Raw genomic sequence first — 25,126 nt, forward strand, 5'->3', positions numbered from 1 at the left:
GGCTTTTTTTGGCGACCCGGATAAGCAGCTATCCGGGCCCTGGCGTTACACTTCCAGGTAGTTGAGGATCCCGTCAGCCGCTTTGCGACCTTCGGCAATCGCCGTCACCACCAGGTCAGAACCGCGCACGATATCGCCACCGGCGAAGATCTTCGGGTTGCTGGTCTGGAACGCGTTTTCGTTACCTTCAGGGGCAATAATACGCCCCTGTGAGTCGAGCTCAACGCTGTGTTTCGCCAGCCATTCCATGCTGTGCGGACGGAAGCCAAACGCCATAACTACCGCATCGACTGGAATGACGTGCTCGGAGCCGGCAACGATTTCGGCCCGACGGCGGCCCTTCGCATCCGGCTGGCCCATCTCGGTGCGCGCCATCTTCACGCCGCACACTTTACCGTTGGCATTCACCTCAACGCCCAGCGGCTGAACGTTGAACTGGAACTCCACGCCCTCTTCACGCGCGTTTTTGACTTCGCGTTTCGAGCCCGGCATGTTCTCTTCGTCACGGCGGTAGGCGCAGATAACGTGAGTAGCGCCCTGGCGGATAGAAGTACGCACGCAGTCCATTGCGGTGTCGCCACCGCCGAGAACCACGACGCGCTTGCCTTCCATGCTGACGTACGGCTCGTCCGGCGTTTCGCCAAAGCCCATCGTCTGCTTGGTGTTGGCGATCAGGAACGGCAGCGCATCATACACGCCGTTCGCATCTTCGTTTTCCAGCCCGCCGCGCATCGACTGATAGGTGCCGACGCCGAGGAACACTGCATCGTACTCTTTCAGCAGGTCGTCGAGCTGAACGTCGCGGCCCACTTCAACGTTGAGTTTGAACTCAATCCCCATGCCGGTGAAAATTTCCCGGCGGCGGGTCATGACCTCTTTTTCCAGCTTAAATGCCGGAATACCGAAGGTCAGCAGGCCGCCGATTTCCGGATGGCGGTCGAACACCACCGCCTTCACGCCGTTGCGGGTCAGGACGTCAGCACAGGCGAGGCCCGCCGGGCCCGCGCCAATGATGGCGACCGTTTTGCCGACCGGCTTGACGCCGGAAAGGTCGGGACGCCAGCCCATCTCGAACGCTTTATCGTTGATATAGCGCTCGATATTGCCGATGGTCACGGCGCCAAACTCATCGTTCAGCGTACAGGAACCTTCACACAGACGGTCCTGCGGGCACACGCGGCCGCACACTTCCGGCAGGGTGTTGGTTTGATGCGACAGCTCAGCCGCTTCAAAAATACGACCTTCATTGGCCAGCTTCAGCCAGTTAGGGATGTAGTTGTGAACCGGGCACTTCCATTCACAGTACGGGTTGCCGCAGGAGAGGCAGCGGTCTGCCTGCGCCTTAGCCTGGCCCTCTGAAAACGGCTCGTAAATCTCGACAAATTCAATTTTGCGGATCTTCAGCGGCTTCTTTGGCGGATCAACGCGCTGTAAGTCGATAAACTGGTATACGTTCTGGCTCATCTGAATTCCTTACTGCGCCTGCACACGCAGCTCTGCTGCGCTACGACTACGGTGACCCAACAGTGCTTTAACATCGCTGGACTTTGGTTTAACCAGCGCGAATTTCGCCGAGAAGGCCGGCCAGTTGGCCAGGATCTCTTCCCCGCGCGACGAGCCGGTCAGCTGCACGTGTTCGGTAATCAAACCGCGCAGATGCTCCTCGTGGATAGCCAGAGAGTCAACGTCCAGCATTTCCACCAGCTCAGGGTTCACGCGTTTGCGGAAGTCGCCGGCTTCATCCAGCACGTAGGCGAATCCGCCGGTCATCCCTGCGCCAAAGTTGACGCCGGTTTTACCGATCACGCAGACGATGCCGCCGGTCATATATTCGCAGCCGTTATCGCCAATGCCTTCAACGACGGTGATGGCACCGGAGTTACGCACCGCAAAACGTTCACCTGCACGACCCGCCGCGTACAGACGACCGCCGGTCGCGCCGTACAGGCAGGTATTGCCGATGATGCTCGCCTCGTGGCTGCGGAAGGCGGAGCCCACCGGAGGACGAATCGCGAGCAGGCCGCCGGCCATACCTTTACCGACGTAGTCGTTCGCATCACCGGTCAGGTGCAGCTCCACGCCGCCGGCGTTCCACACGCCGAAGCTCTGGCCCGCGGTACCGCTGAAGTGGGCGGTAATCGGGTCGGCAGCCAGCCCCTGGTCGCCGTGAGTCTGGGCAATATAGCCGGACAGCGAGGCGCCAACGGAGCGGTCGGTGTTGCGGATATCAAACCAGAACGTTTTGCTCTGCTTGCCGTCAACGAACGGTTTTGCCTGCTGCAGCAGCTGCGCGTTCAGCACGCCGTTATCAAACGGCGGGTTGTTCTCGGTGCAGTACAGCGCTTTGCCCGCATGCGGCTCGGCGGTTTCCAGCAGTTTTGACAGATCCAGCTTCTGCTGTTTCGCGGTAAAGCCGTCCAGCACCTTCAGCAGATCGGTGCGACCGATCAGATCCACCAGACGCTTCACGCCCAGCTGAGCCATCAGCTCGCGGGTTTCGCGGGCGATGAATTCAAAGTAGTTGGTCACTTTGAACGGCAGGCCGTGGTAGTGGTTCTTACGCAGTTTGTCATCCTGGGTTGCTACGCCGGTTGCGCAGTTGTTCAGGTGGCAAATACGCAGGTATTTACAGCCCAGCGCTACCATCGGACCGGTGCCGAAGCCGAAGCTTTCCGCGCCGAGGATCGCCGCTTTGATGATATCGAGGCCGGTTTTCAGGCCGCCATCTACCTGCAGGCGAATCTTATGCCGCAGGCCGTTGGCCACCAGCGCCTGCTGGGTTTCCACCAGGCCGAGCTCCCACGGACATCCCGCATATTTCACCGAGGAGAGCGGGCTGGCGCCGGTGCCGCCGTCATAGCCGGCGATAGTGATAAGGTCGGCATAGGCTTTCGCCACGCCGGTGGCAATGGTGCCAACGCCCGGCTCGGAGACCAGCTTCACGGAAATCATCGCTTTCGGATTGACCTGTTTCAGGTCAAAAATCAGCTGCGCCAGATCTTCGATCGAGTAAATATCGTGATGCGGCGGCGGTGAAATCAGCGTCACGCCCGGTACCGAGTAGCGCAGTTTGGCAATGTACGGGGTGACTTTATCACCCGGCAGCTGGCCACCTTCGCCCGGTTTGGCGCCCTGAGCGACTTTAATCTGAATAACGTCGGCGTTAACCAGGTAAGCCGGGGTGACGCCGAAGCGGCCGGAAGCAACCTGCTTGATGCGCGACACTTTGTTGGTGCCGTAGCGCGCCGGGTCTTCGCCGCCTTCGCCGGAGTTGGAGAAGCCGCCGATGCCGTTCATCGCTTCCGCCAGCGATTCATGCGCTTCCGGGCTTAATGCGCCGATAGACATGGCCGCGGTATCGAAGCGTTTGTACAGCTCTTTTGCCGACTCAACGTGGGCGATATCGATCGCTTCATCGCCAGGATTCAGCGCCAGCAGATCGCGCAGCGTAGCGGCCGGGCGCTCGTTGACCAGCTGAGAATACTGTTGGTAATCGCGGTATTCACCGCTCTGAACCGCCTGCTGCAGGGTGCGTACGACGTCCGGGTTATAGGCGTGATATTCGCCGCCGTGAACGTATTTCAGCAGACCACCCTGGTCCAGCGGTTTGCGGACCAGCCAGGCGCGTTTCGACAGATTCAGCAGGTCCTGCTGGAAGTCGTCGAAGCCTGCACCGCCGATGCGGCTGACTACGCCGAGGAAGCAGAGGTCGGAAACGTCGCGATGCAGGCCAACGGCTTCAAACAGCTTCGAGCAGCGATAGGAGGCGATGGTTGAAATACCCATCTTCGACATGATCTTGTAGAGGCCTTTGTTGATGCCGTTACGGTAGTTTAGCATCACCGTGCGGTAGTCTCTGTCGATGGCTTTGCTATCCACCAGTCTTGCCAGGGTTTCATAGGCCAGATAGGGGTAGATAGCCGTTGCGCCGAAGCCCAGCAGGACTGCGAAGTGGTGCGGGTCGCGGGCGCTGGCGGTTTCAACAATGATGTTGGCATCGCAGCGCAGGCTCTTATCGACCAGACGAGTCTGGATAGCACCGACCGCCATTGGCGCCGGTACCGGCAGGCGATCTTTCGCAATGTTGCGATCCGACAGCACCAGCAGCACGGTACCGTTGCGCACCATCTGCTCCGCTTTGTCGCACAGCGCCTTCACCGTCTCGGCCAGGGTTGTTTCCGCGGCGTTGAAGGTAATGTCCAGGGTATCGGCGCGATAGTGCTCCTCTTCCATGGTGGTCAGCTGTTTGAAATCAGAGTACAGCAGGATCGGCGATTTGAAGCTCAGGCGATGCGCCTGGCCTTCCGCTTCGCAGAAGACGTTCATTTCGCGGCCAATGCTGGTGGCCAGAGACATCACGTGCGCTTCACGCAGCGGGTCGATCGGCGGGTTGGTCACCTGCGCGAACTGCTGGCGGAAGTAGTCGTAAATAATACGCGGCTGGCTGGAGAGCACGGCAAACGGCGTGTCGTCGCCCATGGAGCCGACGGCTTCCTGGCCGTTCTCGCCCAGCACGCGCAGCACGGAATCCAGCTCTTCAGCGCTGTAGTTAAACTGTTTCTGATAGCTGGCGAGCGTATCGTCATCCAGCTGGCGGCTGCCAACGTCTTCGTCAGGCAGGTCTTCGAACGGTACCAGGCGACGAACGTTTTTCTCCATCCACTCTTTGTAAGGGTGGCGGCTTTTCAGGTCGTCGTCGGTCTCTGCTGAGTGCAGAATGCGGCCGCCGCGGGTATCGATAACCATCAGTTCGCCTGGACCAACGCGGCCTTTTTCAACCACTTCGTCAGGCTGATAATCCCAGATGCCCACTTCGGAGGCGCAGGTGATCAGCTTGTCTTTGGTGATGACGTAGCGCGCCGGACGCAGACCGTTACGGTCGAGGTTACAGGCAGCGTAGCGCCCATCGGACATGACGATGCCCGCCGGGCCGTCCCACGGCTCCATATGCATGGAGTTAAAGTCGAAGAACGCGCGCAGCTCCGGATCCATATCCGGGTTGTTCTGCCAGGCCGGCGGAACGAGCAGGCGCATGGCGCGAACGATATCCATCCCGCCTGCCAGCAGCAGTTCCAGCATGTTATCCATAGAGCTGGAGTCCGATCCCGTTTCGTTGACGAACGGTGCGGCATCGTGCAGATCGGGGATCAGCGGGGTCTGGAACTTATAGGTACGCGCGCGCGCCCACTGGCGGTTGCCGGTGATGGTGTTGATTTCGCCGTTGTGCGCCAGGTAGCGGAACGGCTGTGCCAGCGGCCAGCGCGGCACGGTGTTGGTGGAGAAGCGCTGGTGGAACAGGCAGATTGCCGACTCCAGACGCAGGTCCGCAAGGTCCAGGTAGAAGCGCGGCAAATCCGCCGGCATACACAGACCTTTATAGATATTCACCAGGTTCGACAGGCTGCAAACGTAAAAATCTTTATCATCCTGCAGGCGTTTTTCAAGGCGACGACGCGCGATGAACAGGCGACGTTCCATATCACGCGGGCGCCAGCCTGCCGGTGCGTTAACAAAAATTTGTTCAATACGGGGCAGCGAGGAGAGGGCGATTTCACCGAGAACCCCTTCGTTAGTTGGCACTTCGCGCCAGCCGACGATAGACAGGGTTTCACGTTGCAGTTCTTCTTCAACGATGCGGCGTGAGGCAGCAGCCAGTTCAGGATCTTTATTAAGGAACAGCATCCCAACGGCGTAATTTTTGGCTAAACGCCAGCCGCGTTCTTCCGCAACGATACGGAAGAAACGATCGGGTTTTTGCAGCAGCAAGCCACAACCGTCGCCGGTTTTACCGTCGGCGAGGATCGCGCCGCGGTGCTGCATTCGGGCCAGTGCGTGTATAGCGGTACGCACTACCTTGTGGCTAGGTTCGCCTTCTATGTGGGCGATCAGGCCGAAACCACAGTTATCCCTCTCAAGGGATTTATCGTACAACATATCAGTGAACCTCCCCAGGCTCTACGGGACACCCTCCGATACCGATTGCGCACGGGCACAGAAAGAGCATGGCGACGGGGTTTGCACCTCGCATTCGCCCTCTTTAAATCCTTTTCGCATCGGTACGCAAGTTTGAGGACTTGCTGTAAGAGGGAATCTCAATTACTGCATAAATATGATGAGCAGAGAGCTCATCCAGAAAGCTTCCAGCGGATTCCCAACTTATCGGGAATCCACACTTACGTCAAATGGCAATCTTATTTATACAAAAATGTGCTATGAGGTGTTTAATATTATGATTATTAAAGATATTAACGGGTTTTTAACGCTATTGAAACGTGCCGGAAAGCGTAATCTAGTGTGATCTGTCTCACTATATCGATAGCGTAACATTATCGATCTGTGCTGAAGTGTCTTTTTATTGCAGAATATTTAGCTGCTTATTGTCTCTGGGGCCAGAAATAACACTGTTTTTAACCCTGGCGAAGATAATGGCAAACCAGAGGCTAAGTATAAGGAAAAGTCATCATAGAAATCGTGAATGAAATTGCAGTTATATTGAGTGGTTATGCAATGAGGTGAGCGGTCACTCTGACGATTGATCCAGGTCATCGCCGTAGGTGACTAAAAATGGCAGGCTTGGCCCCTTTCTTCAGGCCGGTCTATCAGATTATGCAGTTACAAAAATTAGTCAATATGTTTGGTGGGGATCTTATGCGTCGCTATGGCGAAAAGGTTCATAAACTGACGCTGCATGGCGGATTTAGCTGCCCAAATCGTGATGGCACCCTTGGCCGGGGCGGCTGCACGTTCTGCAACGTGGCCTCTTTTGCCGACGAAGAGCAGCAGCACCGCTCGATTACCGAGCAGCTGGCGCTTCAGGCGCAGCGGGTGAACCGCGCGAAGCGCTATCTGGCCTATTTTCAGGCCTACACCAGCACCTTTGCCGAAGTGCAGGTGCTGCGCGCGATGTACCAGCAGGCGGTGAGCCAGGCCAATATTGTCGGGCTCTGCGTTGGCACCCGTCCGGACTGTGTCCCCGAAGCGGTGCTGGACCTGCTGTCGGAGTACCGGGAGCAGGGCTACGAAGTCTGGCTGGAGCTGGGGCTGCAAACGGCGCACGATAAAACGCTGCATCGCATTAACCGCGGCCACGATTTTGCCTGCTATCAGCGCACGACCCGGCTGGCGAGAGCGCGCGGGCTGAAGGTGTGCGCGCATTTGATTGTCGGGCTGCCGGGCGAAGGGCCGGGACACTGCCTGCAAACGCTGGAGCAGGTGGTCGGGACCGGCGTGGACGGCATCAAGCTGCATCCGCTGCATATCGTCACCGGCAGCACTATGGCGAAAGCCTGGCAGGCCGGGCGCCTTAACGGCATTGAGCTGGATGACTATACCGTCACCGCCGGAGAGATGATTCGACATACGCCGCCGGAGGTGATTTATCACCGAATCTCGGCCAGCGCCCGCCGTCCCACCCTGCTGGCGCCGCTGTGGTGCGAAAATCGCTGGACCGGGATGGTTGAACTGGACCGCTATCTGAACCAGCACGGCGTGCAGGGTTCGGCACTGGGACGCGCGTGGAGCCCGACCGCCGCATAGTCCGTGAATAGTGCAGCGTCGCGGATAGTTCAGCTGCGGCCCGCGCTGCGGCGGCCTGAAGTATGAAGAGGATCGGCATTTTTCGCACAACTTACGGCGCCTCGCTCAGAATTGGGTATTATTGTGCACAGTTGTGGCGAAGGAATCCCTTATGAAGCAAATTCGTATGCTGGCGCAGTACTATGTTGACCTGATGATGAAGCTGGGTCTGGTGCGTTTTTCCATGCTGTTAGCCCTGGCCCTGGTGGTGCTGGCGATTGTGGTGCAGATGGCCGTTACGATGGTGCTGCACGGCCAGGTTGAAAGCATCGATGTGATCCGCTCTATCTTCTTTGGCCTGCTGATTACCCCGTGGGCGGTCTACTTTCTGTCGGTGGTGGTTGAGCAGCTTGAGGAGTCGCGACAGCGCCTCTCGAGGCTGGTGGAGAAGCTGGAGGAGATGCGCGAGCGGGATCTGAAGCTCAACGTGCAGCTCAAAGACAACATCGCCCAGCTCAATCAGGAGATTGGCGAGCGCGAGAAGGCGGAAGCCGAGCGCGAAACCACGCTGGAACAGCTAAAAATTGAGATGAAGGAACGTGAAGAGACGCAGATTCAGCTCGAGCAGCAGTCCTCCTTCCTGCGCTCATTCCTCGACGCCTCGCCGGACCTTGTTTTCTATCGCAATGAAGATAAAGAGTTTTCCGGCTGTAACCGGGCGATGGAGCTGCTGACGGGTAAAAGCGAGAAGCAGCTTATTCACCTCAAGCCGCAGGATGTCTATAACGAGGAAGCGGCGGAGAAAGTGCTGGAAACGGATGAAAAGGTATTCCGACATAACGTCTCTCTGACCTATGAGCAGTGGCTGGATTACCCGGACGGGCGCAAAGCCTGCTTTGAAATCCGCAAGGTTCCCTACTACGATCGCGTCGGTAAACGCCGTGGCCTGATGGGCTTCGGTCGCGATATTACCGAACGTAAGCGCTATCAGGACGCTCTGGAGCGCGCCAGCCGCGATAAGACGACCTTTATCTCCACCATCAGCCACGAGCTGCGTACGCCGCTTAACGGCATCGTGGGCCTCAGCCGCATCCTGCTGGATACCGAACTTACCGGCGAGCAGGAAAAATACCTGAAAACGATCCACGTATCGGCGGTGACGTTGGGTAACATCTTCAACGATATTATCGATATGGATAAGATGGAGCGGCGTAAGGTCCAGCTCGATAATCAGCCGGTGGACTTCACCAGCTTCCTTGCCGACCTCGAAAACCTCTCCGGCCTGCAGGCGCAGCAGAAAGGGCTGCGCTTCGTGATGGATCCGACGCTGCCGCTGCCGCATAAGGTCGTCACCGACGGTACGCGCCTGCGGCAGATCCTGTGGAACCTCATCAGCAACGCGGTCAAATTTACCCCTCAGGGCGGCAACGTGACCGTCCGTATTCGCTACGATGAGGGCAATATTCTGCATTTTGAGGTCGAGGATTCCGGTATCGGTATTCCGCAGGCGGAGCAGGATAAAATCTTCGCCATGTACTATCAGGTTAAGGATAGCCACGGCGGGAAACCTGCCACCGGCACCGGAATTGGTCTGGCGGTGTCGCGCCGCCTGGCACGCAATATGGGCGGCGATATTAACGTCGCCAGCCAGCCGGGCCAGGGCGCAACCTTTACCTTAACGGTGCATGCGCCGGCGGTAGCGGAGGAGGTGGAAGACACGCTGGCGGAAGATGAAATGCCGCTCCCGGCGCTGAACGTGCTGCTGGTAGAGGATATTGAGCTTAACGTGATTGTCGCCCGCTCGGTGCTGGAAAAACTGGGCAATAGCGTTGATGTGGCGATGACCGGTAAAGCCGCGCTGGAGATGTTCGAACCCGGTGAATATGACCTGGTGCTGCTGGATATTCAGCTACCGGATATGACCGGCCTCGATATCTCACGCCACCTGAAGCAGCGCTTTGCCGCCGACGAGCTGCCGCCGCTGGTGGCGCTCACGGCCAACGTTCTGAAGGACAAAAAAGAGTACCTGAATGCCGGTATGGATGATGTGCTGAGTAAGCCGCTGTCGGTCCCGGCGCTCACCGCCATCATCAAAAAGTTCTGGGATTCGCCGGAAGATGACGAAGACGAGGCACCGGCCGTGGATGAGGCTAAATCGGCCTCGGTGCTGGATATTCCGATGCTGGAGCAGTATATCGAGCTGGTGGGGCCGAAGCTTATCAGCGACGGTCTGGCGGTTTTCGAGAAGATGATGCCGGGGTATCTGGCGGTGCTGGAGTCCAACCTTACCGCCCGCGACCAGAAAGGGATCGTCGATGAAGGCCATAAGATTAAGGGCGCCGCGGGCTCTATCGGCCTGCGCCACATTCAGCAGCTTGGACAGCAGATTCAGACGCCGGACCTGCCCGCGTGGTCAGATAACGTTGGTGAATGGGTTGAAGAGATGAAATCGGAGTGGCAGAACGATGTGGCGGTGCTGAAGGCGTGGGTTGCGGCGGCACATAAAAAATGACCCCGGATAAACCGGGGTGCGCGAACACTGCGCCAACACCAGGGAACCGGTCGTTGCGCCACAATTTTTAGAGATATTTTTTACACGGCGCAACCTGAGGATTTGGTTTGCTCGCTGATCAAGATAGCAAACCTTAAATTATTTGTTACATGAATCAGTCAAATATGTGAAGCAATACGGGTAAATCAAAATTTTTGACTGGTTTCAGCGAATTTGCACTAAGGAGCAGGGGTGATGAAAAAGATTGGCGTCGTATTAAGCGGCTGCGGTGTCTATGACGGCACCGAGATTCATGAGGCGGTTATTACGCTGCTGGCGATTGCTCGCGGCGGCGCCCAGGCGGTGTGCTTTGCCCCTGATAAGGCGCAAACGGATGTGATCAACCATCTGACCGGCGAGCTCCTGCCGGAAAGCCGCAACGTGCTGATTGAAGCCGCGCGCATCGCCCGCGGTGAGATCCAGCCTCTGTCCGACGCCCGGGCCGATGATCTGGATGCGCTGATTGTCCCCGGTGGATTTGGCGCCGCGAAAAACCTCAGCAGCTTCGCCTCCCGGGGCAGCGAATGCGTCGTCGACGGCGAGCTGAAGGCGCTGACGCAGGCTATGCATCGGGCCGGTAAACCGCTGGGCTTTATCTGCATCGCGCCGGCGCTGCTGCCAAAAATCTTACCCGCCCCGCTGCGGGTCACCATTGGCACCGATCTGGACACCGCCGAAGCGCTGGAGGATATGGGGGCCGAGCATGTGCCCTGTCCGGTCGATGACATTGTGGTGGATGAAGAGAATAAAGTCGTGACCACCCCGGCCTATATGCTGGCGCAAAATATCGCCGAAGCGGCGAGCGGGATTGAGAAGCTGGTGGCGCGCGTGCTGGTTCTCACGGCATGAAGACCCGCTTTTCGCCGCTGCGAACGGTAAAGCGTGGGCTGCTGCGGGTGCTGCTGGTGGCCGCCGCCTTCTGGGGCGGCGGCATTGCGCTGTTTAGCGTGCTGCCGGTGCCCTTTTCGGCGGTGATGCTGGAGCGGCAGGTCGGCGCCTGGCTGAGCGGCAATTTTCATTATGTCGCCCACTCTGATTGGGTGGGGATGGATGAGATATCGCCGTGGATGGGGCTGGCGGTGATGGCGGCTGAGGACCAAAAGTTCCCCGACCATTGGGGCTTTGACGTTCCGGCGATAGAAAAGGCGCTGGCGCACAATGAGCGTAACGAAAACCGCGTGCGCGGCGCCTCGACCCTGTCGCAGCAAACGGCCAAAAACCTGTTTTTATGGGATGGTCGCAGCTGGCTGCGTAAGGGGCTGGAGGCCGGTCTGACGGTCGGGATTGAAACGGTATGGAGTAAAAAACGCATCCTCACCGTTTATCTGAATATCGCCGAGTTTGGCGAGGGGACGTTTGGCGTTGAAGCCGCGTCGCAGCGCTACTTCCACAAGCCTGCGAGCAGGTTAACTCCGGCGGAAGCGGCCCTGCTGGCCGCCGTATTGCCTAATCCGATCCGCTTTCGTGCGGACGCGCCGTCGGGCTATGTCCGCAGTCGACAGGCGTGGATTTTACGCCAGATGCGTCAGCTCGGCGGGGAAGGGTTTATGCGGGAGAACAGGCTGTATTAATACGGTCGGTGGGTGTGTTACCCCGGTAAGCATCGAGCGACCGGGGGAATGACGCCGGCGCTAGTCTTCGTCAAAACCGGCGTTAAACAGCGCAATAACCGCGGCCAGCGCTTCGACTTCCTGCGGACCGCTGGCCTCAATTTCAATTTGCCGACCCTTCGCGGAGTCGAGCATCAGCAGAGCAATCACGCTATTGGCTTCCGCCTCCGTGCCCTCATCGTTGCGCAGCAGCACTTCGGCATCGAAATTTTGCATTAGCTCGAACAGCTTCATCGCCGGGCGCGCGTGCATGCCCAGCTTGTTAGTGATCTCAACGCTCTGCTTTACGGTCATGATTTGCGTTTTTCCAGCGTCCGGTGACGCGACTGCACGTTCTTACCGCGCGAGCGGAAGTAGTCAGCCAGTTGTTCGGCGATATAGACCGAACGATGTTTACCGCCGGTACAACCGATAGCGACCGTCAGATAGCTGCGGTTATTGGTCTCCAGCATGGGTAACCATAGCTCAAGATAGCTGCGGGTCTGATAAATAAAGTTGTGAACCTCGGTGTGCCGGTCGAGGAAGGCGGCAACGGGTTTATCGAGGCCGGTCATCGGGCGCAGCTTGGGATCCCAGTGCGGGTTAGGCAGGAAGCGCACGTCGAAGACGTAATCGGCATCGATCGGAATACCGTGCTTAAAGCCAAAGGATTCAAAGACCATGGTGAGCTCACGCTCGCGTTTGCCCAGCAGGCGCGTACGCAGCATTTCTGCCAGCTCGTGTACCGACATTTCGGAGGTGTCGACGATCAGGTCGGCGCGGGAGCGCAGCGGCTCCAGCAGCGCGCTCTCTTCGTCGATGGCGCTCTCAAGCGACAGGTTTTTGCTTGAAAGCGGATGCAGGCGACGCGTGTCGCTGTAGCGACGAATCAGCGTATTGCGATCGGCATCAAGGAACAGCAGCTGAGGAGAAAACGCCTCAGGCAGGCTCTTCATCGCCTGTTCAAAGATTTCTGGCGACTCCGGCATGTTGCGCACGTCAATGCTGACGGCGGCGGAAATGTTTCTGTCGGCCAGCGATCTCGCCAGCTCGGGCAGCAGCACTACCGGCAGGTTATCTACGCAGTAGAAGCCCATATCTTCCAGCGCCCGCAGGGCGACGGATTTCCCCGAACCTGAGCGGCCGCTGACGATCATCAGTACCATGTACCGTTTCTCCTCAGTACGATAAAGGGGAGGCTATCGCTCCCGTTATGCGTCATCGCTGCTTCCTGCTTCGGTGATAATCTCATATAGCTCTTCGTCGCTTTGCGCGGCGCGCAGGCGACGGCAAATCGTTTTATCCGCCAGCCGTTTTGCCACCAGCGACAGCGTATGCAGATGGGTTTTTGTCTGATCCGCCGGCACTAAAAGCGCAAACAGCAGGTCGACGGGCTGATTGTCGATTGCATCAAAGGCGATCGGCGTTTCCAGCTGCACAAAAACGCCAACGGCGCGCAGCGTATCCTCTTCAAGCTTGCCGTGCGGAATGGCGATGCCGTTGCCAATTCCGGTACTGCCCATTTTCTCACGGGTGAGGATCGCCTCGAATACCACCTGGGACGGCAGACCTAGCTGCTTTGCCGCCAGCTCGCTGATGATCTCCAGCGCGCGCTTTTTGCTCTGGCAGTGAACCTGGCTACGGGTACATTCCTGATTAAGGACATTACTCAGTTGTAGAGCTGAATCGTTGTTCATCATAATTTCACCTGAGCTCGCTCTCTGCCAGCTGCCGACAATAGCCAACGGCTGGCAGGGACGACCGCCCGGACAATTAGTGTTGTTTTAGTTTATCTTTATGTTTTGTTAACTGTCGTGCCAGCTTATCGATGAGACCATCGATAGCGGCATACATATCCTGCCCTTCCGCACTGGCATGGATTTCGCCACCGTTGACATGCAGATTGGCGTCCGCAATTTGCGTCACCTTCTCTACTTTTAACACAATGTAGACCTGATTGATCCTGTCGAAAAACTGCTCCAGTTTGCTGAACTTCGCGTTGACGAACTCGCGCAGGGCCGGGGTGATTTCGACGTTGTGTCCTGTAATGTTGAGCTGCATAGTGTCTTCCTTATCGGTTGGGTCACACCAGCTGTTTACGCTGGTTAGACGGCGGAATGGATAAAGACTCTCGGTACTTAGCGACGGTGCGGCGCGCCACCATGATACCCTGTTCAGACAGGATGGTGGTGAGCTTACTGTCACTCAACGGCTTCGCGGGGTTCTCCGCGGCGATTAACTTCTTCACCAGCGCGCGAATGGCGGTCGACGATGCCTCGCCTCCGCCTTCGGTATTCACGTGGCTGGAGAAGAAATACTTCAGTTCAAAAATACCGCGCGGGCTGTGCAGGTACTTTTGCGTGGTCACGCGTGAAATCGTCGATTCATGCATCTCGACGGCCTGAGCGATGTCCGCCAGCACCATCGGCTTCATAAACTCTTCGCCCTGTTCAAAGAAGGCCTGCTGCTGTTCGACGATGCAGCGGCTGACGCGCAGCAGCGTATCGTTGCGGCTTTCCAGGCTTTTTATCAGCCAGCGGGCTTCCTGCAGGTTGCTGCGGATAAACTGGCTATCGGCGTCGTTACGCGTGCTGTTGCCCATTGCGGCGTAGTGCTGGTTGATCTTCAGGCGCGGGATGCTGTCGGAATTCAGCTCTACGATCCAGCGATCGCTCACCTTACGCACCAGCACATCCGGGATCACGTATTCCGGTTCGCTGGTTTGGATCGACTGACCCGGGCGCGGATCTAACGACTGGATCAGATTAACCGCTTCTTTCAGAACGTCCTCTTTCAGCCGCGTGACGCGCATCAGGGAGCGAAAGTCGTGGTTGGCGAGCAGATCGAGATGATCGCTGATGATGAGCCGGGCCTCTTCCAGCCACGGCGTCTCTTTGGCAAACTGCGAAAGCTGAACCAGCAGACAGTCGCGCAGATCTTTTGCCGCGACGCCAACCGGGTCAAAGCGCTGGATGCGCTTCAGTACCGCTTCAACTTCTTCGAGGCCGATTTCGTCATCGTCAATGCTCTCAACGATATCCTCCACCCGCAGGGTGAGGTAGCCGGTATCATCAACGGCATCGACGATAGAGGTGGCGATAGCGCGGTCGGTATCGGTGAACGGCGTCAGCTGGACCTGCCACATCAGGTAATCCTGCAGGCTCTGGGTCGTTTCACCTTGATAGATAGGTAGCTCGTCATCCTGGTAATCGACGCCGTTGCCAGAAGGCGTGCCGGCGGTGTAGATCTCATCCCAGCTGGCGTCGAGCGGTAGCTCATCGGGCATATCTTTTTGCTCAAGGGCGTCCACGGTATCCAGAGACTCGCGGTCCTCAACTTCTTTCGTTTCTACCTCTTCATGAAGATCGGTTTGCTCAAGCAACGGATTACTCTCCAGCGCCTGCTGGAGTTCCTGCTGGAGTTCTAACGTGGACAGCTGCAGCAAACGAATGGCCTGCTGCAGTTGTGGCGTCATGGCAAGCTGTTGGCTTAGCCTTAATTGCAAACCTTGCTTCATATTCAGGGCTAATATCTCCGGCTAAAACGTCTGTAACCTCTACCCTATCAGAGTCTGAAGTCTTCCCCAAGATACACGCGCTTAACCTGCTCGTCTTCCAGGATTTGCTGCGGTGTACCGTGGGCGATCAGGTGGCCCTGGCTGACGATATACGCGCGTTCGCAGACGGCCAGCGTTTCCCTGACGTTATGGTCGGTGATCAGCACGCCAAGACCGCTGTCGCGCAGGTGCTCGATGATGCGTTTGATATCGATAACTGAAATGGGGTCAACGCCGGCAAACGGTTCATCCAGAAGGATAAATTTAGGGTTCGCGGCCAGCGCGCGGGCAATTTCAACGCGGCGACGTTCGCCGCCGGAAAGCGCCTGACCGAGGCTATCGCGCAGATGCTCGATATGGAACTCTTCCATCAGCTCTTTCGCGCGATCGTCACGCTGTTCGCTGCTCAGATCGTCACGAATCTGCAGTACCGCCATCAGGTTATCGTAGACGCTCAGGCGACGGAAAATTGAGGCTTCCTGCGGCAGGTAGCCAATGCCCCGGCGCGCGCGGGCGTGAAGCGGCAGCAGGCTGATATCTTCATCGTCGATGATAATATTACCGGCGTCACGCGGCACGATCCCGACGACCATGTAGAAGGTGGTGGTCTTGCCGGCGCCGTTTGGGCCGAGCAGGCCGACAATCTCACCGGAGTTGACGGTCAGACTGACGTCTTCCACCACGCGGCGGCCTTTATAAGCTTTGGCGAGATTCTTTGCAGTTAATGTTGCCATAACGAATTACTTACCTTTCTTTGGCTGATCGGTGCCTTTGTCCTGCAGCTGCGAAGGAACCAGCACCGTAGTCACGCGCCCGCCTTTGTTGCTGAACGCCTGCATTTTCTGCTCTTTCACCAGATAGGTGATCTTGTCGCCCTGGATATTGCTATCGATCTGTTCCAGATGCGCATTGCCGGTCAGGACGACGAAATCATTTTGCAGTTCATAATGCATTTTTGACGCGCGGCCTTTAACCGGCTTGCCGTTATCCTGCATCTGGAAGAAGGTTGCCGGATTACCGTATCCGTCGATCACCTCTTTACCCCTCTCGCCGCCGGGACGAGTGACCACGACCTTATCGGCATTGATCTTGATGGTGCCCTGGGTCACGACGACATTACCGGTAAAGGTGACAACATTGCCCTGCATATCCAGCGACTGCTGATCGGATTCGATATGAATCGGCTGATCGGTGTCGCCAGTCTTTGCCAGTGCCGGCAGGCTGGCGGCCAGTATGGCGCTGGCGAGCGCAATCTTAAGGCTGAGTTTGTTTGTTCTGAATTTCATAAGAGGTTCTAACCTTTTCAATCAGCTCGGCATTTTTGCTGCGCAGATTCCCGCGCATTTTTAGGCCACTGGAATTAAATGTTGTCCCGTACAACGTCACCATGTCATCGGAGGTAACATCCTGCGTCACCAGGTTTATCTGGGCGTTATCCGTCGTAATTTTGCGCAGTTGAGAGTCTGGGCTTAGCGCATTTACCTCAACGTGCCCATAAAGATACAGCATACGATCGTTGGTCAGCTTGGCTTTATCCGCTTTGATTGACCAGCTCGGGGCTTTGTTGGTATCAAAGGTGGTCATCACCGGCTGAGTGAACCACGACAGCTCCTGCGCAGAGAAATACGCGACATGCTCGGCGATAAGGCGATAGTTAAGCGCCCCTTCCGGGCTGTAAACGACGGTATCGGTATGCTCGCTGGTATAGGTTGGGTCATCAGGATTGACCTCCGGCTGAGCGGTATCGTCGGTACCCGCCAGGTTAAGGCCGATCAGGATCAGCGCGACCAGCGACAGTAAAATGATAACCCAACGTCTGGTTTTACTCATATTGATTGCCCTTTGGCCTCATCCAGCTTGCCCTGCGCCAATAGTAACAAATCGCAGACTTCGCGTACCGCTCCGCGCCCGCCGTTGATGCGGGTAACATAGTCTGCGCGTGGAAGCAGCAGCGGGTGCGCATCCGCCACGGCAACGCTTAAGCCTGTTTCTGCCATTACCGGCCAGTCGATCAGGTCGTCGCCAATATAGGCCACTTCGTCCGCACGGACGGCCAGCTTGCTCAATAAGTCACGGAAGGCCAGCAGCTTATCGGACTGCCCTTGATACAGATGCGTAATGCCTAACGTCTGACAGCGATCTTCTACCAGTTTAGCGTTTCGCCCGGTAATAATCGCCACTTCAATACCTGAAGTCAGCGCGCAGCGGATCCCGTAGCCATCGCGTACGTTGAACGCTTTCAGCTCTTCGCCGTTGTTGCCCATATAGATAAGACCGTCGGAAAGCACGCCGTCAACGTCGAGGATCAGTAAACGGATCTTCGCCGCGCGTTCGAGAAATTCAGGGCTTACCGGTCCGTAGCAGGTCGCTAGCGGAGCATCAGCATTATTCATTATTTTATCCTTACTTACACTACGCCTGCGCGCAGGAGATCGTGCATATGTACCACACCCAACAGACGGTCGCCATCGGCAACTAATACGCAGGTGATATGACGGGCTTGCATCAGGTTTAGCGCATCGACGGCCAGAATGCCGGGACGGATGCGAATCCCACCCGGCGTCATGACCTCGGCGATGCCGGCATTACGCATATCGACCCCGGAATCGAACACCCGGCGCAGGTCGCCGTCGGTGAAAATACCGATGATGTTCATGTCATCATCGCAGATAGCGGTCATGCCTAAATTTTTACGCGTGATTTCCAGCAGCGCGTCGCGCAGCGTGGCCTGCAGAGTCACGTGCGGGATTTCATCTCCGGTGTGCATGATATCATTGACCCGCAGCAGCAGCTTACGGCCCAGCGCGCCGCCGGGGTGGGAGAGCGCGAAATCTTCGGCGGTAAAGCCGCGAGCTTCCAGCAGCGCGACCGCCAGAGCATCGCCCATCACCAGCGCCGCGGTGGTGCTTGACGTCGGGGCAAGGCCAAGCGGACAGGCTTCTTTCAGCACCCTCACGCACAGGTGGATATCCGCCGCGCGCGCCATGCTGCTTTCCGGGCGGCTGGTCATGCAGATCAGCGGCACCCGCTGGCGCTTAAGCACCGGGATCAGCGCGAGCATTTCGTTCGATTCGCCGGAGTTCGACAGGGCGATAATAACGTCCTGCGGCGTGACCATGCCTAAATCGCCGTGGGCCGCCTCGCCGGGATGAACGAAGAACGACGGCGTACCGGTGCTGGCGAAGGTGGCTGCCATTTTGCGTCCGATATGGCCGGACTTACCCATCCCCATGACCACCACTTTGCCCGTGCAGCGGAAAATCGTTTCGCAGGCGCGCGTAAAATCTTCATTAATGTATTGATCGAGCTGAGCCAGACCTTCACGTTCAATTTCCAGGACCTCGCGGCCTGCCCGTTGAAAGTCAAAATCCGTTGGCAAATCTGTTTGCGACATAATGGTATCCCGATTCATTCACCAAAGAGCGGTGCTGCCCAGTACAGCATCGCCAACCAAACCACAAAACCGCCGACCAGCAGCGCCCCGGCAAGTCGGCTGGGCTGCCGTTTTCGGCGCCAGCACAGCAGGGCGAAAATTACGCTGACCAGCATCATGACGGCATAGTCGCGCGTAAACGCTTCGGGGGCGAAGGATCCCGGCGCGATCAGCGCCGGCAGCCCGAGAACCAGGACAATATTCAGGATATTGGCGCCAATGATATTCCCGATGGCGATATCATCTTCCCCTTTACGGGCACCAGCAATCGCCGTTGCCAGTTCCGGCAGGCTGGTGCCGATGGCGACCACCGTGAGGCCAACGGTCAGCTCGCTGATGGCGAAGTAGTTCGCCAGCACGGTGGCATTATCCACCACCATGCGGGTCGCCATCGGCATGACAATCATCGCCACCCCGAGCCACAGTAGGGCGACGGGGAGCGAACCTTCTCGCGGCAGCTCCGCTATCTGCTCCCGGGTCAGGCTATCGTTACCCTGACGCTCGGCGATGCGCGCTATTTTTACCGTGAACAGTAGCCATAGTATGGCTAACGCCAGTAAAAAAAGGCCGTCCATGCGCGAGAGCTGGCCGTCATAGAGGACAAAGCTCGCGAGCAGGCTGACCAGCAACATTAGCGGCAGTTCGCGGCGCAGGATATCAGAATGTACGGTAAATGGATGAAGTAAGGCTGCGAGGCCAAGAATTAACAGGATATTGGTGATGTTCGATCCGATCGCCGTCCCGATGGCCAGATCGGTCTGCCCGTGCAGGGAGGCGGCCGCAGAGACGATGATCTCGGGCAGGCTGGTGCCGATACTCACCACCGTCATGCCAATGATAAGCGGCGGGATCCCTATCATGCGGCACAGTATTGAAGCGGCGTAGACCAGACGATCGGCGCTGTAGACCACCAGCAGTAAACCAATTATTAACAGAGCCGTCGCTAAGAGCATCTAAAGTCCTTTCTTCAGGTATAATCGTCGCCTCGCTGATCGTCCGTACGCAGCGTAACGAATTCTTAATTTTGACTTTATGTTTGTCAAAAGTAAAACAAATGCCAGCTTTCGCTAACCCAGGCAGGTAAGATTCTGTAAAAATGTTGGGTTTATGGTGGAAGAAAGCACCATGCTTAGCCTGAGGGATGTTTTGTAAGGATGATTTTATGAGCCAAACTCTGGCGAATTTAGTCGAAGTACGCGGTATCAGCTTCTCTCGAGGCGATCGCGCGATCTTTGATGATATCTCGCTGTCGGTGCCGCGCGGTAAGATCACGGCGATCATGGGGCCATCGGGAATCGGTAAAACGACCCTGCTGCGCCTGATCGGCGGCCAGATCCCGCCGGACAGCGGCGAGATCCTGTTTGATGGCGAAAACGTGCCGCAGATGTCGCGTTCGCGCCTGTATACCGTACGTAAGCGTATGAGCATGCTGTTTCAGTCCGGCGCGCTGTTCACCGATATGAACGTCTTTAATAACGTCGCCTATCCGCTGCGTGAGCACACTCATCTGCCCGAAGCGCTGCTGCATACTACCGTGATGATGAAGCTTGAGGCCGTTGGCCTGCGCGGAGCGGCAATGCTGATGCCTTCTGAGCTATCCGGCGGCATGGCGCGCCGCGCGGCGCTGGCAAGAGCTATCGCGCTCGAACCGGATCTCATCATGTTCGACGAACCGTTCGTCGGCCAGGACCCCATCACCATGGGCGTGCTGGTTAAGCTGATTTCTGAACTCAACAGCACCCTGGGCGTTACGTGTATCGTGGTATCGCACGACGTACCGGAAGTGCTCAGTATTGCGGATTACGCCTATATTGTGGCCGATAAGAAAATCGTCGCCCACGGCAGCGCCCGGTCGCTGCGGGAAAATGCCGACCCTCGTGTTCGCCAGTTTATTGATGGTATCGCCGACGGCCCGGTGCCGTTCCGCTATCCGGCAGGCGACTATCAGCATGATTTATTAGGCATAGGGAGTTAAACGACTGATGCTGCTAAATATGCTGGCATCGCTCGGCCATCGGGGGATTAAAACCACCGCGGCTTTTGGGCGTGCCGGATTAATGCTTTTCAACGCCGTAGTGGGCAAGCCGGAGTTTCGCAAGCACGCGCCGCTGCTGGTGCGTCAGCTGTACAACGTTGGCGTGCTGTCGATGCTGATCATCATCGTGTCGGGGCTGTTTATCGGCATGGTGCTCGGCCTGCAGGGGTATCTGGTGTTAACCACCTACAGCGCAGAAACCAGTCTTGGTATGCTGGTGGCGCTGTCTCTGCTGCGCGAGCTGGGACCGGTGGTTGCCGCGCTGCTGTTTGCCGGGCGTGCCGGTTCGGCTCTGACAGCCGAAATAGGGCTGATGCGCGCGACCGAACAGCTCTCGAGCATGGAGATGATGGCCGTCGATCCGCTGCGTCGCGTGATATCACCGCGCTTCTGGGCCGGCGTCATCTCACTGCCGCTGCTGACGGTTATTTTTGTCGCGGTGGGGATCTGGGGCGGTTCGCTGGTTGGCGTTAACTGGAAAGGTATCGACAGCGGCTTCTTCTGGACCGCGATGCAAAACGCCGTCGACTGGCGAATGGATCTGGTTAACTGCCTGATTAAGAGTCTGGTTTTCGCCATTACGGTGACATGGGTAGCGTTATTTAACGGTTATGATGCTATCCCCACTTCCGCAGGGATTAGCCGGGCAACGACGCGCACCGTGGTGCATTCGTCGCTGGCGGTTCTGGGGCTGGATTTTGTGCTGACTGCGCTGATGTTTGGGAATTGAGTTCATGCAAACGAAAAAAAGTGAAATCTGGGTAGGCGTATTTTTACTGGTGGCGCTGCTGGCGGCGCTGTTTGTATGCCTGAAGGCCGCGAACGTGACCTCTCTGCGGACCGAGCCGACGTATCGTCTTTACGCGACGTTTGACAATATCGGTGGCCTGAAGGCGCGGTCGCCGGTACGCATTGGCGGCGTGGTCGTGGGCCGGGTGGCGGACATCACCCTCGATCCAAAAACCTACCTGCCGCGGGTAGCCATCGATATTGATGAGAGCTACAACCATATTCCTGACTCCAGCTCGCTGGCCATTCGTACTTCCGGCCTGCTGGGCGAGCAGTACCTGGCTCTGAACATGGGGTTTGAAGACCCGGAGCTGGGAACATCTATCCTTAAAGATGGTGGGACGATCCAGGACACGAAATCGGCCATGGTTCTGGAAGATCTGATTGGCCAGTTCCTTTACAACAGTAAAGGCAGCGACAATAAGAATTCTGGCGATGATCCGGCAGCCCAGGAAAGTCATACTGACGCAGCGCAGCCTGCCGCCACGACGCACTAACTCAGGAGAGACCCGATATGTTTAAACGCTTACTGATGATCGCCATGCTGGCGATTGCGCCATTGACCGCAGCGACCGCAGCGGATCAGTCCAATCCGTACAAGCTGATGGATGAAGCCGCGCAGAAAACCTTTGACCGCCTGAAAAACGAGCAGCCGAAGATTCAGGCTAACCCGAACTATCTGCGTGAAATCGTCGACCAGGAGCTGATGCCGTACGTGCAGGTGAAGTATGCCGGCGCGCTGGTGCTGGGCCGCTATTACAAAGATGCGACCCCGGCGCAGCGTGAGGCCTACTTTACCGCCTTCCGCGAGTATCTGAAGCAGGCGTACGGCCAGGCGCTGGCGATGTATCACGGTCAGACCTATCAAATCGCGCCGGAACAGCCGCTGGGCGATGCGACTATCGTTCCTATCCGCGTGACGATCCTCGATCCTAACGGTCGTCCGCCGGTGCGCCTGGACTTCCAGTGGCGTAAAAACACCCAGACCGGCAACTGGCAGGCCTACGATATGATTGCTGAAGGGGTGAGCATGATCACCACCAAGCAGAACGAGTGGAGCGATCTGCTGCGTACTAAAGGCGTCGATGGTCTGACCGCGCAGCTGAAATCAATCTCCGCCCAGCCGATTACCCTGGAACAGAAAAAATAATGAGCGGTCAGCTGAGCTGGACCCGCAGCGGCGAGCGCCTGGCACTGCAGGGTGAGCTGGACCAGGATCTGCTGGTCCCGCTCTGGGACGACCGCGCGCGGGCGACTGAAGGCGTATCAACTATCGACCTGAGCGCGGTAACCCGGGTCGATACCGCGGGCCTGGCGCTGCTGGTGCATTTCGTGGCGCTGATTCGTCGCCAGGGCAGGGAGGCACAGCTGATCGGCAAGAGCGATAATTTGCAAACGCTGATCGGTCTTTACAACCTTCCTGCCGATATGATCCCATAATTTTTCAGAGTGTTACCACTGGCGCTATCCGCAAAGCCTCATCAATATTTTCGATGGGGCTTTTTGCTTGTTTAAGACCGCGCCACTTTCCTCTAAGATGTTGGGCTATTTTCACTACCAGATAAAATTTGAACCCATGGAAAATCATGAAATTCAGACCGTGCTGATGAACGCACTCTCCCTCCAGGAAGTCCACGTCTCTGGCGATGGCAGTCACTTTCAGGTTATTGCTGTGGGCGAGCTGTTCGACGGCATGAGCCGCGTGAAGAAGCAGCAGACTATCTACGCCCCGCTGATGGAATATATTGCCGACAACCGCATCCATGCTCTGTCGATCAAGGCGTATACCCCGCAGGAGTGGGCCCGCGATCGCAAGCTAAATGGCTTTTAAGCTGTAGGGATGCTCCCTGCAGCGTATATGAATTCTTAACAGAGAACAGAATCAATGGATAAATTCCGTGTTCAGGGTCCGACTCGTCTCCAGGGCGAAGTCACCATCTCCGGTGCGAAAAACGCAGCCCTGCCGATCCTCTTTGCCGCACTGCTGGCAGAAGAGCCGATTGAGATCCAGAATGTACCGAAGCTGAAAGACATCGATACCACGATGAAACTGCTGAGCCAGCTCGGCGCCAAAGTTGAGCGTAACGGTTCGGTATGGATTGATGCGGGCCCGGTTGACGTCTTCTGTGCTCCGTACGATTTAGTCAAAACCATGCGCGCCTCTATCTGGGCGCTGGGGCCGCTGGTGGCGCGTTTTGGCCAGGGCCAGGTTTCACTGCCGGGTGGCTGTGCGATCGGCGCCCGTCCGGTTGACCTGCATATTACCGGCCTGGAGCAGCTGGGTGCTGAGATCAAGCTGGAAGAGGGCTACGTCAAGGCATCGGTCAATGGACGCCTCAAAGGCGCGCATATCGTTATGGATAAGGTCAGCGTTGGCGCGACCGTCACCATCATGAGCGCCGCGACGCTGGCAGAAGGCACCACCGTTATCGAAAACGCCGCGCGTGAGCCGGAAATCGTCGATACGGCCAACTTCCTCGTTGCGCTGGGCGCGAAAATTAAAGGCCAGGGTTCTGACCGCATTACTATTGAAGGCGTAGAGCGTCTGGGCGGCGGCGTATATCGCGTTCTGCCGGACCGCATCGAAACCGGGACCTTCCTGGTCGCGGCGGCAATCTCCGGCGGTAAAATTGTCTGCCGCAATGCGCAGCCTGATACCCTCGACGCCGTGCTGGCGAAGCTGCGTGACGCGGGTGCCGATATTGAGACCGGTGAAGACTGGATTAGCCTTGATATGCACGGCAATCGTCCTAAAGCCGTCAACGTACGTACCGCGCCGCACCCGGGATTCCCGACCGACATGCAGGCGCAGTTTACGCTGCTAAACCTGGTGGCTGAAGGCACCGGCGTGATTACCGAGACCATTTTCGAAAACCGCTTTATGCACATTCCGGAACTGATCCGTATGGGCGCACACGCGGAAATCGAAAGCAATACGGCGATCTGCCACGGCGTGGCCCAGCTGTCCGGTGCTCAGGTAATGGCAACCGACCTGCGCGCATCGGCAAGCCTGGTACTGGCGGGCTGTATTGCGGAAGGCACCACGATTGTCGATCGTATCTATCACATCGACCGCGGATACGAGCGGATTGAAGATAAGCTGCAGGCGCTGGGCGCGAATATCGAACGCGTCAAAGGCGAGTAAAGCTGCTATCGCAGCCCTCTGACGTTGGTCCGGGGGCTGCATCCTGTATTACCTCGACTCACTTCTCACTTTTCTTCTGGCGTATCATCTGCGTTCTGTCGATAAACCGATGGGTAATCGGGTCATGGTAGCGTGACGGCCAAATAGCCCATGGCGTGGTTCCCAGCGCGTTCGCAATAATCAGTTCGCCTTTGGGCCACGGCCGGGTTAGGGCATTGGCCAGGGTTGAGGAACTCAGACCGTTGCGTCGTGATTCCGCTGCCAGCGACGTGCCCTTTTTGCGTAATCCGGCGATAATATCGGCCGGGTGCCAATCGATGAACTTATCCATAAATTCTCCTGGTGATAAGGTTCCAGATCGCCCCAAGCGGACGACAGGGTCACTATACCCCTGGTTTATTAAAGTTCTAACAAGTTCCAGTAAATCGAACGAATATTCAGAATTCATCAAGGTTCAGTGGATGAAGGGGCGGGCTGGGGATTTTTTAGGAACTTTCCCGCGCGATGCGCGGG

General features: G+C 57.2%; 25 protein-coding genes. 11 read left to right on the forward strand and 14 right to left on the reverse strand.

Going from position 1 to position 25,126, the window contains the following annotated elements; genetic code table 11:
• Positions 1-45: 45 nt before the first annotated feature.
• Complete coding sequence (locus tag MMW58_RS02460) at positions 46-1,464, reverse strand: glutamate synthase small subunit (RefSeq protein WP_041147429.1); 1,419 nt, start codon at positions 1,462-1,464, stop codon at positions 46-48.
• A gap of 9 nt (positions 1,465-1,473) precedes the next feature.
• The gene (gltB, locus tag MMW58_RS02465) at positions 1,474-5,934 is read right to left on the reverse strand and encodes a glutamate synthase large subunit (RefSeq protein ID WP_241722702.1); all 4,461 of its coding nucleotides are present in this window, start codon (positions 5,932-5,934) and stop codon (positions 1,474-1,476) included.
• Between the two features lie 672 nt (positions 5,935-6,606).
• On the opposite strand from gltB, the gene mnmL reads away from it, so the two are divergent.
• From mnmL to mtgA, 4 genes are all read left to right on the forward strand, one after another.
• Positions 6,607-7,536 carry a tRNA modification radical SAM protein MnmL/YtqA gene (gene mnmL / locus MMW58_RS02470; protein ID WP_133600979.1) on the forward strand — a complete coding sequence of 310 codons (930 nt, stop codon included), beginning with the start codon at positions 6,607-6,609 and terminating at the stop codon, positions 7,534-7,536.
• Between the two features lie 151 nt (positions 7,537-7,687).
• The gene (gene arcB / locus MMW58_RS02475; RefSeq protein ID WP_241722703.1) at positions 7,688-10,027 is read left to right on the forward strand and encodes an aerobic respiration two-component sensor histidine kinase ArcB; all 2,340 of its coding nucleotides are present in this window, start codon (positions 7,688-7,690) and stop codon (positions 10,025-10,027) included.
• A 234-nt stretch (positions 10,028-10,261) separates the two neighbouring features.
• Positions 10,262-10,915, forward strand: coding sequence for an isoprenoid biosynthesis glyoxalase ElbB (elbB, locus tag MMW58_RS02480; protein ID WP_133600828.1), 654 nt, complete (start codon positions 10,262-10,264; stop codon positions 10,913-10,915).
• Positions 10,912-11,637 carry a monofunctional biosynthetic peptidoglycan transglycosylase gene (mtgA, locus tag MMW58_RS02485; RefSeq protein WP_045856569.1) on the forward strand — a complete coding sequence of 242 codons (726 nt, stop codon included), beginning with the start codon at positions 10,912-10,914 and terminating at the stop codon, positions 11,635-11,637. The genes elbB and mtgA overlap by 4 nt, the downstream gene beginning before the upstream one ends.
• A gap of 60 nt (positions 11,638-11,697) precedes the next feature.
• Here mtgA and npr read toward each other — a convergent pair whose 3' ends face one another.
• The 11 genes from npr to MMW58_RS02540 form a co-directional block, all read right to left on the reverse strand.
• Positions 11,698-11,970, reverse strand: a complete 273-nt coding sequence (npr, locus tag MMW58_RS02490) for a PTS phosphocarrier protein NPr (protein ID WP_041147423.1) — start codon at positions 11,968-11,970, stop codon at positions 11,698-11,700.
• A complete protein-coding gene (rapZ, locus tag MMW58_RS02495) occupies positions 11,967-12,821 on the reverse strand; it encodes an RNase adapter RapZ (RefSeq protein ID WP_041147422.1) in 855 nt (284 codons plus the stop codon). Before rapZ ends, npr begins: the two co-directional genes overlap by 4 nt.
• Positions 12,822-12,866: 45 nt before the next feature.
• Positions 12,867-13,355, reverse strand: coding sequence for a PTS IIA-like nitrogen regulatory protein PtsN (ptsN, locus tag MMW58_RS02500; protein WP_041147421.1), 489 nt, complete (start codon positions 13,353-13,355; stop codon positions 12,867-12,869).
• 73 nt (positions 13,356-13,428) lie between these two features.
• On the reverse strand, positions 13,429-13,716 hold the full coding sequence (gene hpf, locus MMW58_RS02505; RefSeq protein ID WP_004868168.1) for a ribosome hibernation promoting factor: 288 nt from the start codon (positions 13,714-13,716) through the stop codon (positions 13,429-13,431).
• Between the two features lie 22 nt (positions 13,717-13,738).
• Positions 13,739-15,172, reverse strand: coding sequence for an RNA polymerase factor sigma-54 (gene rpoN, locus MMW58_RS02510; RefSeq protein ID WP_133600829.1), 1,434 nt, complete (start codon positions 15,170-15,172; stop codon positions 13,739-13,741).
• A 47-nt stretch (positions 15,173-15,219) separates the two neighbouring features.
• Positions 15,220-15,945: an LPS export ABC transporter ATP-binding protein gene (gene lptB, locus MMW58_RS02515; protein ID WP_045856575.1), complete on the reverse strand. Its 726-nt coding sequence runs from the start codon at positions 15,943-15,945 to the stop codon at positions 15,220-15,222.
• Between the two features lie 6 nt (positions 15,946-15,951).
• A complete protein-coding gene (lptA, locus tag MMW58_RS02520) occupies positions 15,952-16,497 on the reverse strand; it encodes a lipopolysaccharide ABC transporter substrate-binding protein LptA (RefSeq protein ID WP_045856577.1) in 546 nt (181 codons plus the stop codon).
• Positions 16,466-17,041, reverse strand: coding sequence for an LPS export ABC transporter periplasmic protein LptC (gene lptC, locus MMW58_RS02525; protein ID WP_095099928.1), 576 nt, complete (start codon positions 17,039-17,041; stop codon positions 16,466-16,468). The genes lptA and lptC overlap by 32 nt, the downstream gene beginning before the upstream one ends.
• Complete coding sequence (gene kdsC / locus MMW58_RS02530) at positions 17,038-17,604, reverse strand: 3-deoxy-manno-octulosonate-8-phosphatase KdsC (protein ID WP_045856581.1); 567 nt, start codon at positions 17,602-17,604, stop codon at positions 17,038-17,040. The genes lptC and kdsC overlap by 4 nt, the downstream gene beginning before the upstream one ends.
• A 14-nt stretch (positions 17,605-17,618) precedes the next feature.
• Positions 17,619-18,623: an arabinose-5-phosphate isomerase KdsD gene (gene kdsD, locus MMW58_RS02535; RefSeq protein ID WP_241722704.1), complete on the reverse strand. Its 1,005-nt coding sequence runs from the start codon at positions 18,621-18,623 to the stop codon at positions 17,619-17,621.
• On the reverse strand, positions 18,620-19,597 hold the full coding sequence (locus MMW58_RS02540) for a calcium/sodium antiporter (protein WP_045856583.1): 978 nt from the start codon (positions 19,595-19,597) through the stop codon (positions 18,620-18,622). Before MMW58_RS02540 ends, kdsD begins: the two co-directional genes overlap by 4 nt.
• Positions 19,598-19,806: 209 nt before the next feature.
• On the opposite strand from MMW58_RS02540, the gene mlaF reads away from it, so the two are divergent.
• The 7 genes from mlaF to murA all read left to right on the forward strand — a co-directional run bounded on the left by mlaF (position 19,807) and on the right by murA (position 24,613).
• A complete protein-coding gene (gene mlaF, locus MMW58_RS02545; protein WP_095099923.1) occupies positions 19,807-20,619 on the forward strand; it encodes a phospholipid ABC transporter ATP-binding protein MlaF in 813 nt (270 codons plus the stop codon).
• A gap of 7 nt (positions 20,620-20,626) precedes the next feature.
• Positions 20,627-21,409, forward strand: coding sequence for a lipid asymmetry maintenance ABC transporter permease subunit MlaE (gene mlaE / locus MMW58_RS02550; RefSeq protein ID WP_041147414.1), 783 nt, complete (start codon positions 20,627-20,629; stop codon positions 21,407-21,409).
• A gap of 4 nt (positions 21,410-21,413) precedes the next feature.
• Positions 21,414-21,965: an outer membrane lipid asymmetry maintenance protein MlaD gene (gene mlaD / locus MMW58_RS02555; RefSeq protein WP_045857854.1), complete on the forward strand. Its 552-nt coding sequence runs from the start codon at positions 21,414-21,416 to the stop codon at positions 21,963-21,965.
• A 17-nt stretch (positions 21,966-21,982) separates the two neighbouring features.
• Positions 21,983-22,618: a phospholipid-binding protein MlaC gene (gene mlaC / locus MMW58_RS02560; RefSeq protein ID WP_045856587.1), complete on the forward strand. Its 636-nt coding sequence runs from the start codon at positions 21,983-21,985 to the stop codon at positions 22,616-22,618.
• On the forward strand, positions 22,618-22,908 hold the full coding sequence (mlaB, locus tag MMW58_RS02565) for a lipid asymmetry maintenance protein MlaB (RefSeq protein ID WP_133600831.1): 291 nt from the start codon (positions 22,618-22,620) through the stop codon (positions 22,906-22,908). Before mlaC ends, mlaB begins: the two co-directional genes overlap by 1 nt.
• A 136-nt stretch (positions 22,909-23,044) precedes the next feature.
• Positions 23,045-23,299 carry a BolA family iron metabolism protein IbaG gene (ibaG, locus tag MMW58_RS02570; protein ID WP_041147411.1) on the forward strand — a complete coding sequence of 85 codons (255 nt, stop codon included), beginning with the start codon at positions 23,045-23,047 and terminating at the stop codon, positions 23,297-23,299.
• A 54-nt stretch (positions 23,300-23,353) separates the two neighbouring features.
• Complete coding sequence (gene murA / locus MMW58_RS02575; protein WP_133600832.1) at positions 23,354-24,613, forward strand: UDP-N-acetylglucosamine 1-carboxyvinyltransferase; 1,260 nt, start codon at positions 23,354-23,356, stop codon at positions 24,611-24,613.
• 58 nt (positions 24,614-24,671) lie between these two features.
• Here murA and sfsB read toward each other — a convergent pair whose 3' ends face one another.
• The gene (gene sfsB, locus MMW58_RS02580) at positions 24,672-24,944 is read right to left on the reverse strand and encodes a DNA-binding transcriptional regulator SfsB (protein WP_133600833.1); all 273 of its coding nucleotides are present in this window, start codon (positions 24,942-24,944) and stop codon (positions 24,672-24,674) included.
• Positions 24,945-25,126 lie beyond the last annotated feature (182 nt).

The organism is Klebsiella sp. HC6 (assembly GCF_022605325.1).
Classification (GTDB): Bacteria; Pseudomonadota; Gammaproteobacteria; order Enterobacterales; family Enterobacteriaceae; genus Klebsiella; species Klebsiella terrigena.

Bases quoted from the DNA above. Each gene is read 5' to 3' on its own strand.
- MMW58_RS02460 (WP_041147429.1), bottom strand. From the start codon at position 1,464: ATGAGCCAGAACGTATACCAGTTTATCGACTTACAGCGCGTTGATCCG.
- gltB (WP_241722702.1), bottom strand. From the start codon at position 5,934: ATGTTGTACGATAAATCCCTTGAGAGGGATAACTGTGGTTTCGGCCTG.
- mnmL (WP_133600979.1), top strand. From the start codon at position 6,607: ATGCAGTTACAAAAATTAGTCAATATGTTTGGTGGGGATCTTATGCGT.
- arcB (WP_241722703.1), top strand. From the start codon at position 7,688: ATGAAGCAAATTCGTATGCTGGCGCAGTACTATGTTGACCTGATGATG.
- elbB (WP_133600828.1), top strand. From the start codon at position 10,262: ATGAAAAAGATTGGCGTCGTATTAAGCGGCTGCGGTGTCTATGACGGC.
- mtgA (WP_045856569.1), top strand. From the start codon at position 10,912: ATGAAGACCCGCTTTTCGCCGCTGCGAACGGTAAAGCGTGGGCTGCTG.
- npr (WP_041147423.1), bottom strand. From the start codon at position 11,970: ATGACCGTAAAGCAGAGCGTTGAGATCACTAACAAGCTGGGCATGCAC.
- rapZ (WP_041147422.1), bottom strand. From the start codon at position 12,821: ATGGTACTGATGATCGTCAGCGGCCGCTCAGGTTCGGGGAAATCCGTC.
- ptsN (WP_041147421.1), bottom strand. From the start codon at position 13,355: ATGATGAACAACGATTCAGCTCTACAACTGAGTAATGTCCTTAATCAG.
- hpf (WP_004868168.1), bottom strand. From the start codon at position 13,716: ATGCAGCTCAACATTACAGGACACAACGTCGAAATCACCCCGGCCCTG.
- rpoN (WP_133600829.1), bottom strand. From the start codon at position 15,172: ATGAAGCAAGGTTTGCAATTAAGGCTAAGCCAACAGCTTGCCATGACG.
- lptB (WP_045856575.1), bottom strand. From the start codon at position 15,945: ATGGCAACATTAACTGCAAAGAATCTCGCCAAAGCTTATAAAGGCCGC.
- lptA (WP_045856577.1), bottom strand. From the start codon at position 16,497: ATGAAATTCAGAACAAACAAACTCAGCCTTAAGATTGCGCTCGCCAGC.
- lptC (WP_095099928.1), bottom strand. From the start codon at position 17,041: ATGAGTAAAACCAGACGTTGGGTTATCATTTTACTGTCGCTGGTCGCG.
- kdsC (WP_045856581.1), bottom strand. From the start codon at position 17,604: ATGAATAATGCTGATGCTCCGCTAGCGACCTGCTACGGACCGGTAAGC.
- kdsD (WP_241722704.1), bottom strand. From the start codon at position 18,623: ATGAATCGGGATACCATTATGTCGCAAACAGATTTGCCAACGGATTTT.
- MMW58_RS02540 (WP_045856583.1), bottom strand. From the start codon at position 19,597: ATGCTCTTAGCGACGGCTCTGTTAATAATTGGTTTACTGCTGGTGGTC.
- mlaF (WP_095099923.1), top strand. From the start codon at position 19,807: ATGAGCCAAACTCTGGCGAATTTAGTCGAAGTACGCGGTATCAGCTTC.
- mlaE (WP_041147414.1), top strand. From the start codon at position 20,627: ATGCTGCTAAATATGCTGGCATCGCTCGGCCATCGGGGGATTAAAACC.
- mlaD (WP_045857854.1), top strand. From the start codon at position 21,414: ATGCAAACGAAAAAAAGTGAAATCTGGGTAGGCGTATTTTTACTGGTG.
- mlaC (WP_045856587.1), top strand. From the start codon at position 21,983: ATGTTTAAACGCTTACTGATGATCGCCATGCTGGCGATTGCGCCATTG.
- mlaB (WP_133600831.1), top strand. From the start codon at position 22,618: ATGAGCGGTCAGCTGAGCTGGACCCGCAGCGGCGAGCGCCTGGCACTG.
- ibaG (WP_041147411.1), top strand. From the start codon at position 23,045: ATGGAAAATCATGAAATTCAGACCGTGCTGATGAACGCACTCTCCCTC.
- murA (WP_133600832.1), top strand. From the start codon at position 23,354: ATGGATAAATTCCGTGTTCAGGGTCCGACTCGTCTCCAGGGCGAAGTC.
- sfsB (WP_133600833.1), bottom strand. From the start codon at position 24,944: ATGGATAAGTTCATCGATTGGCACCCGGCCGATATTATCGCCGGATTA.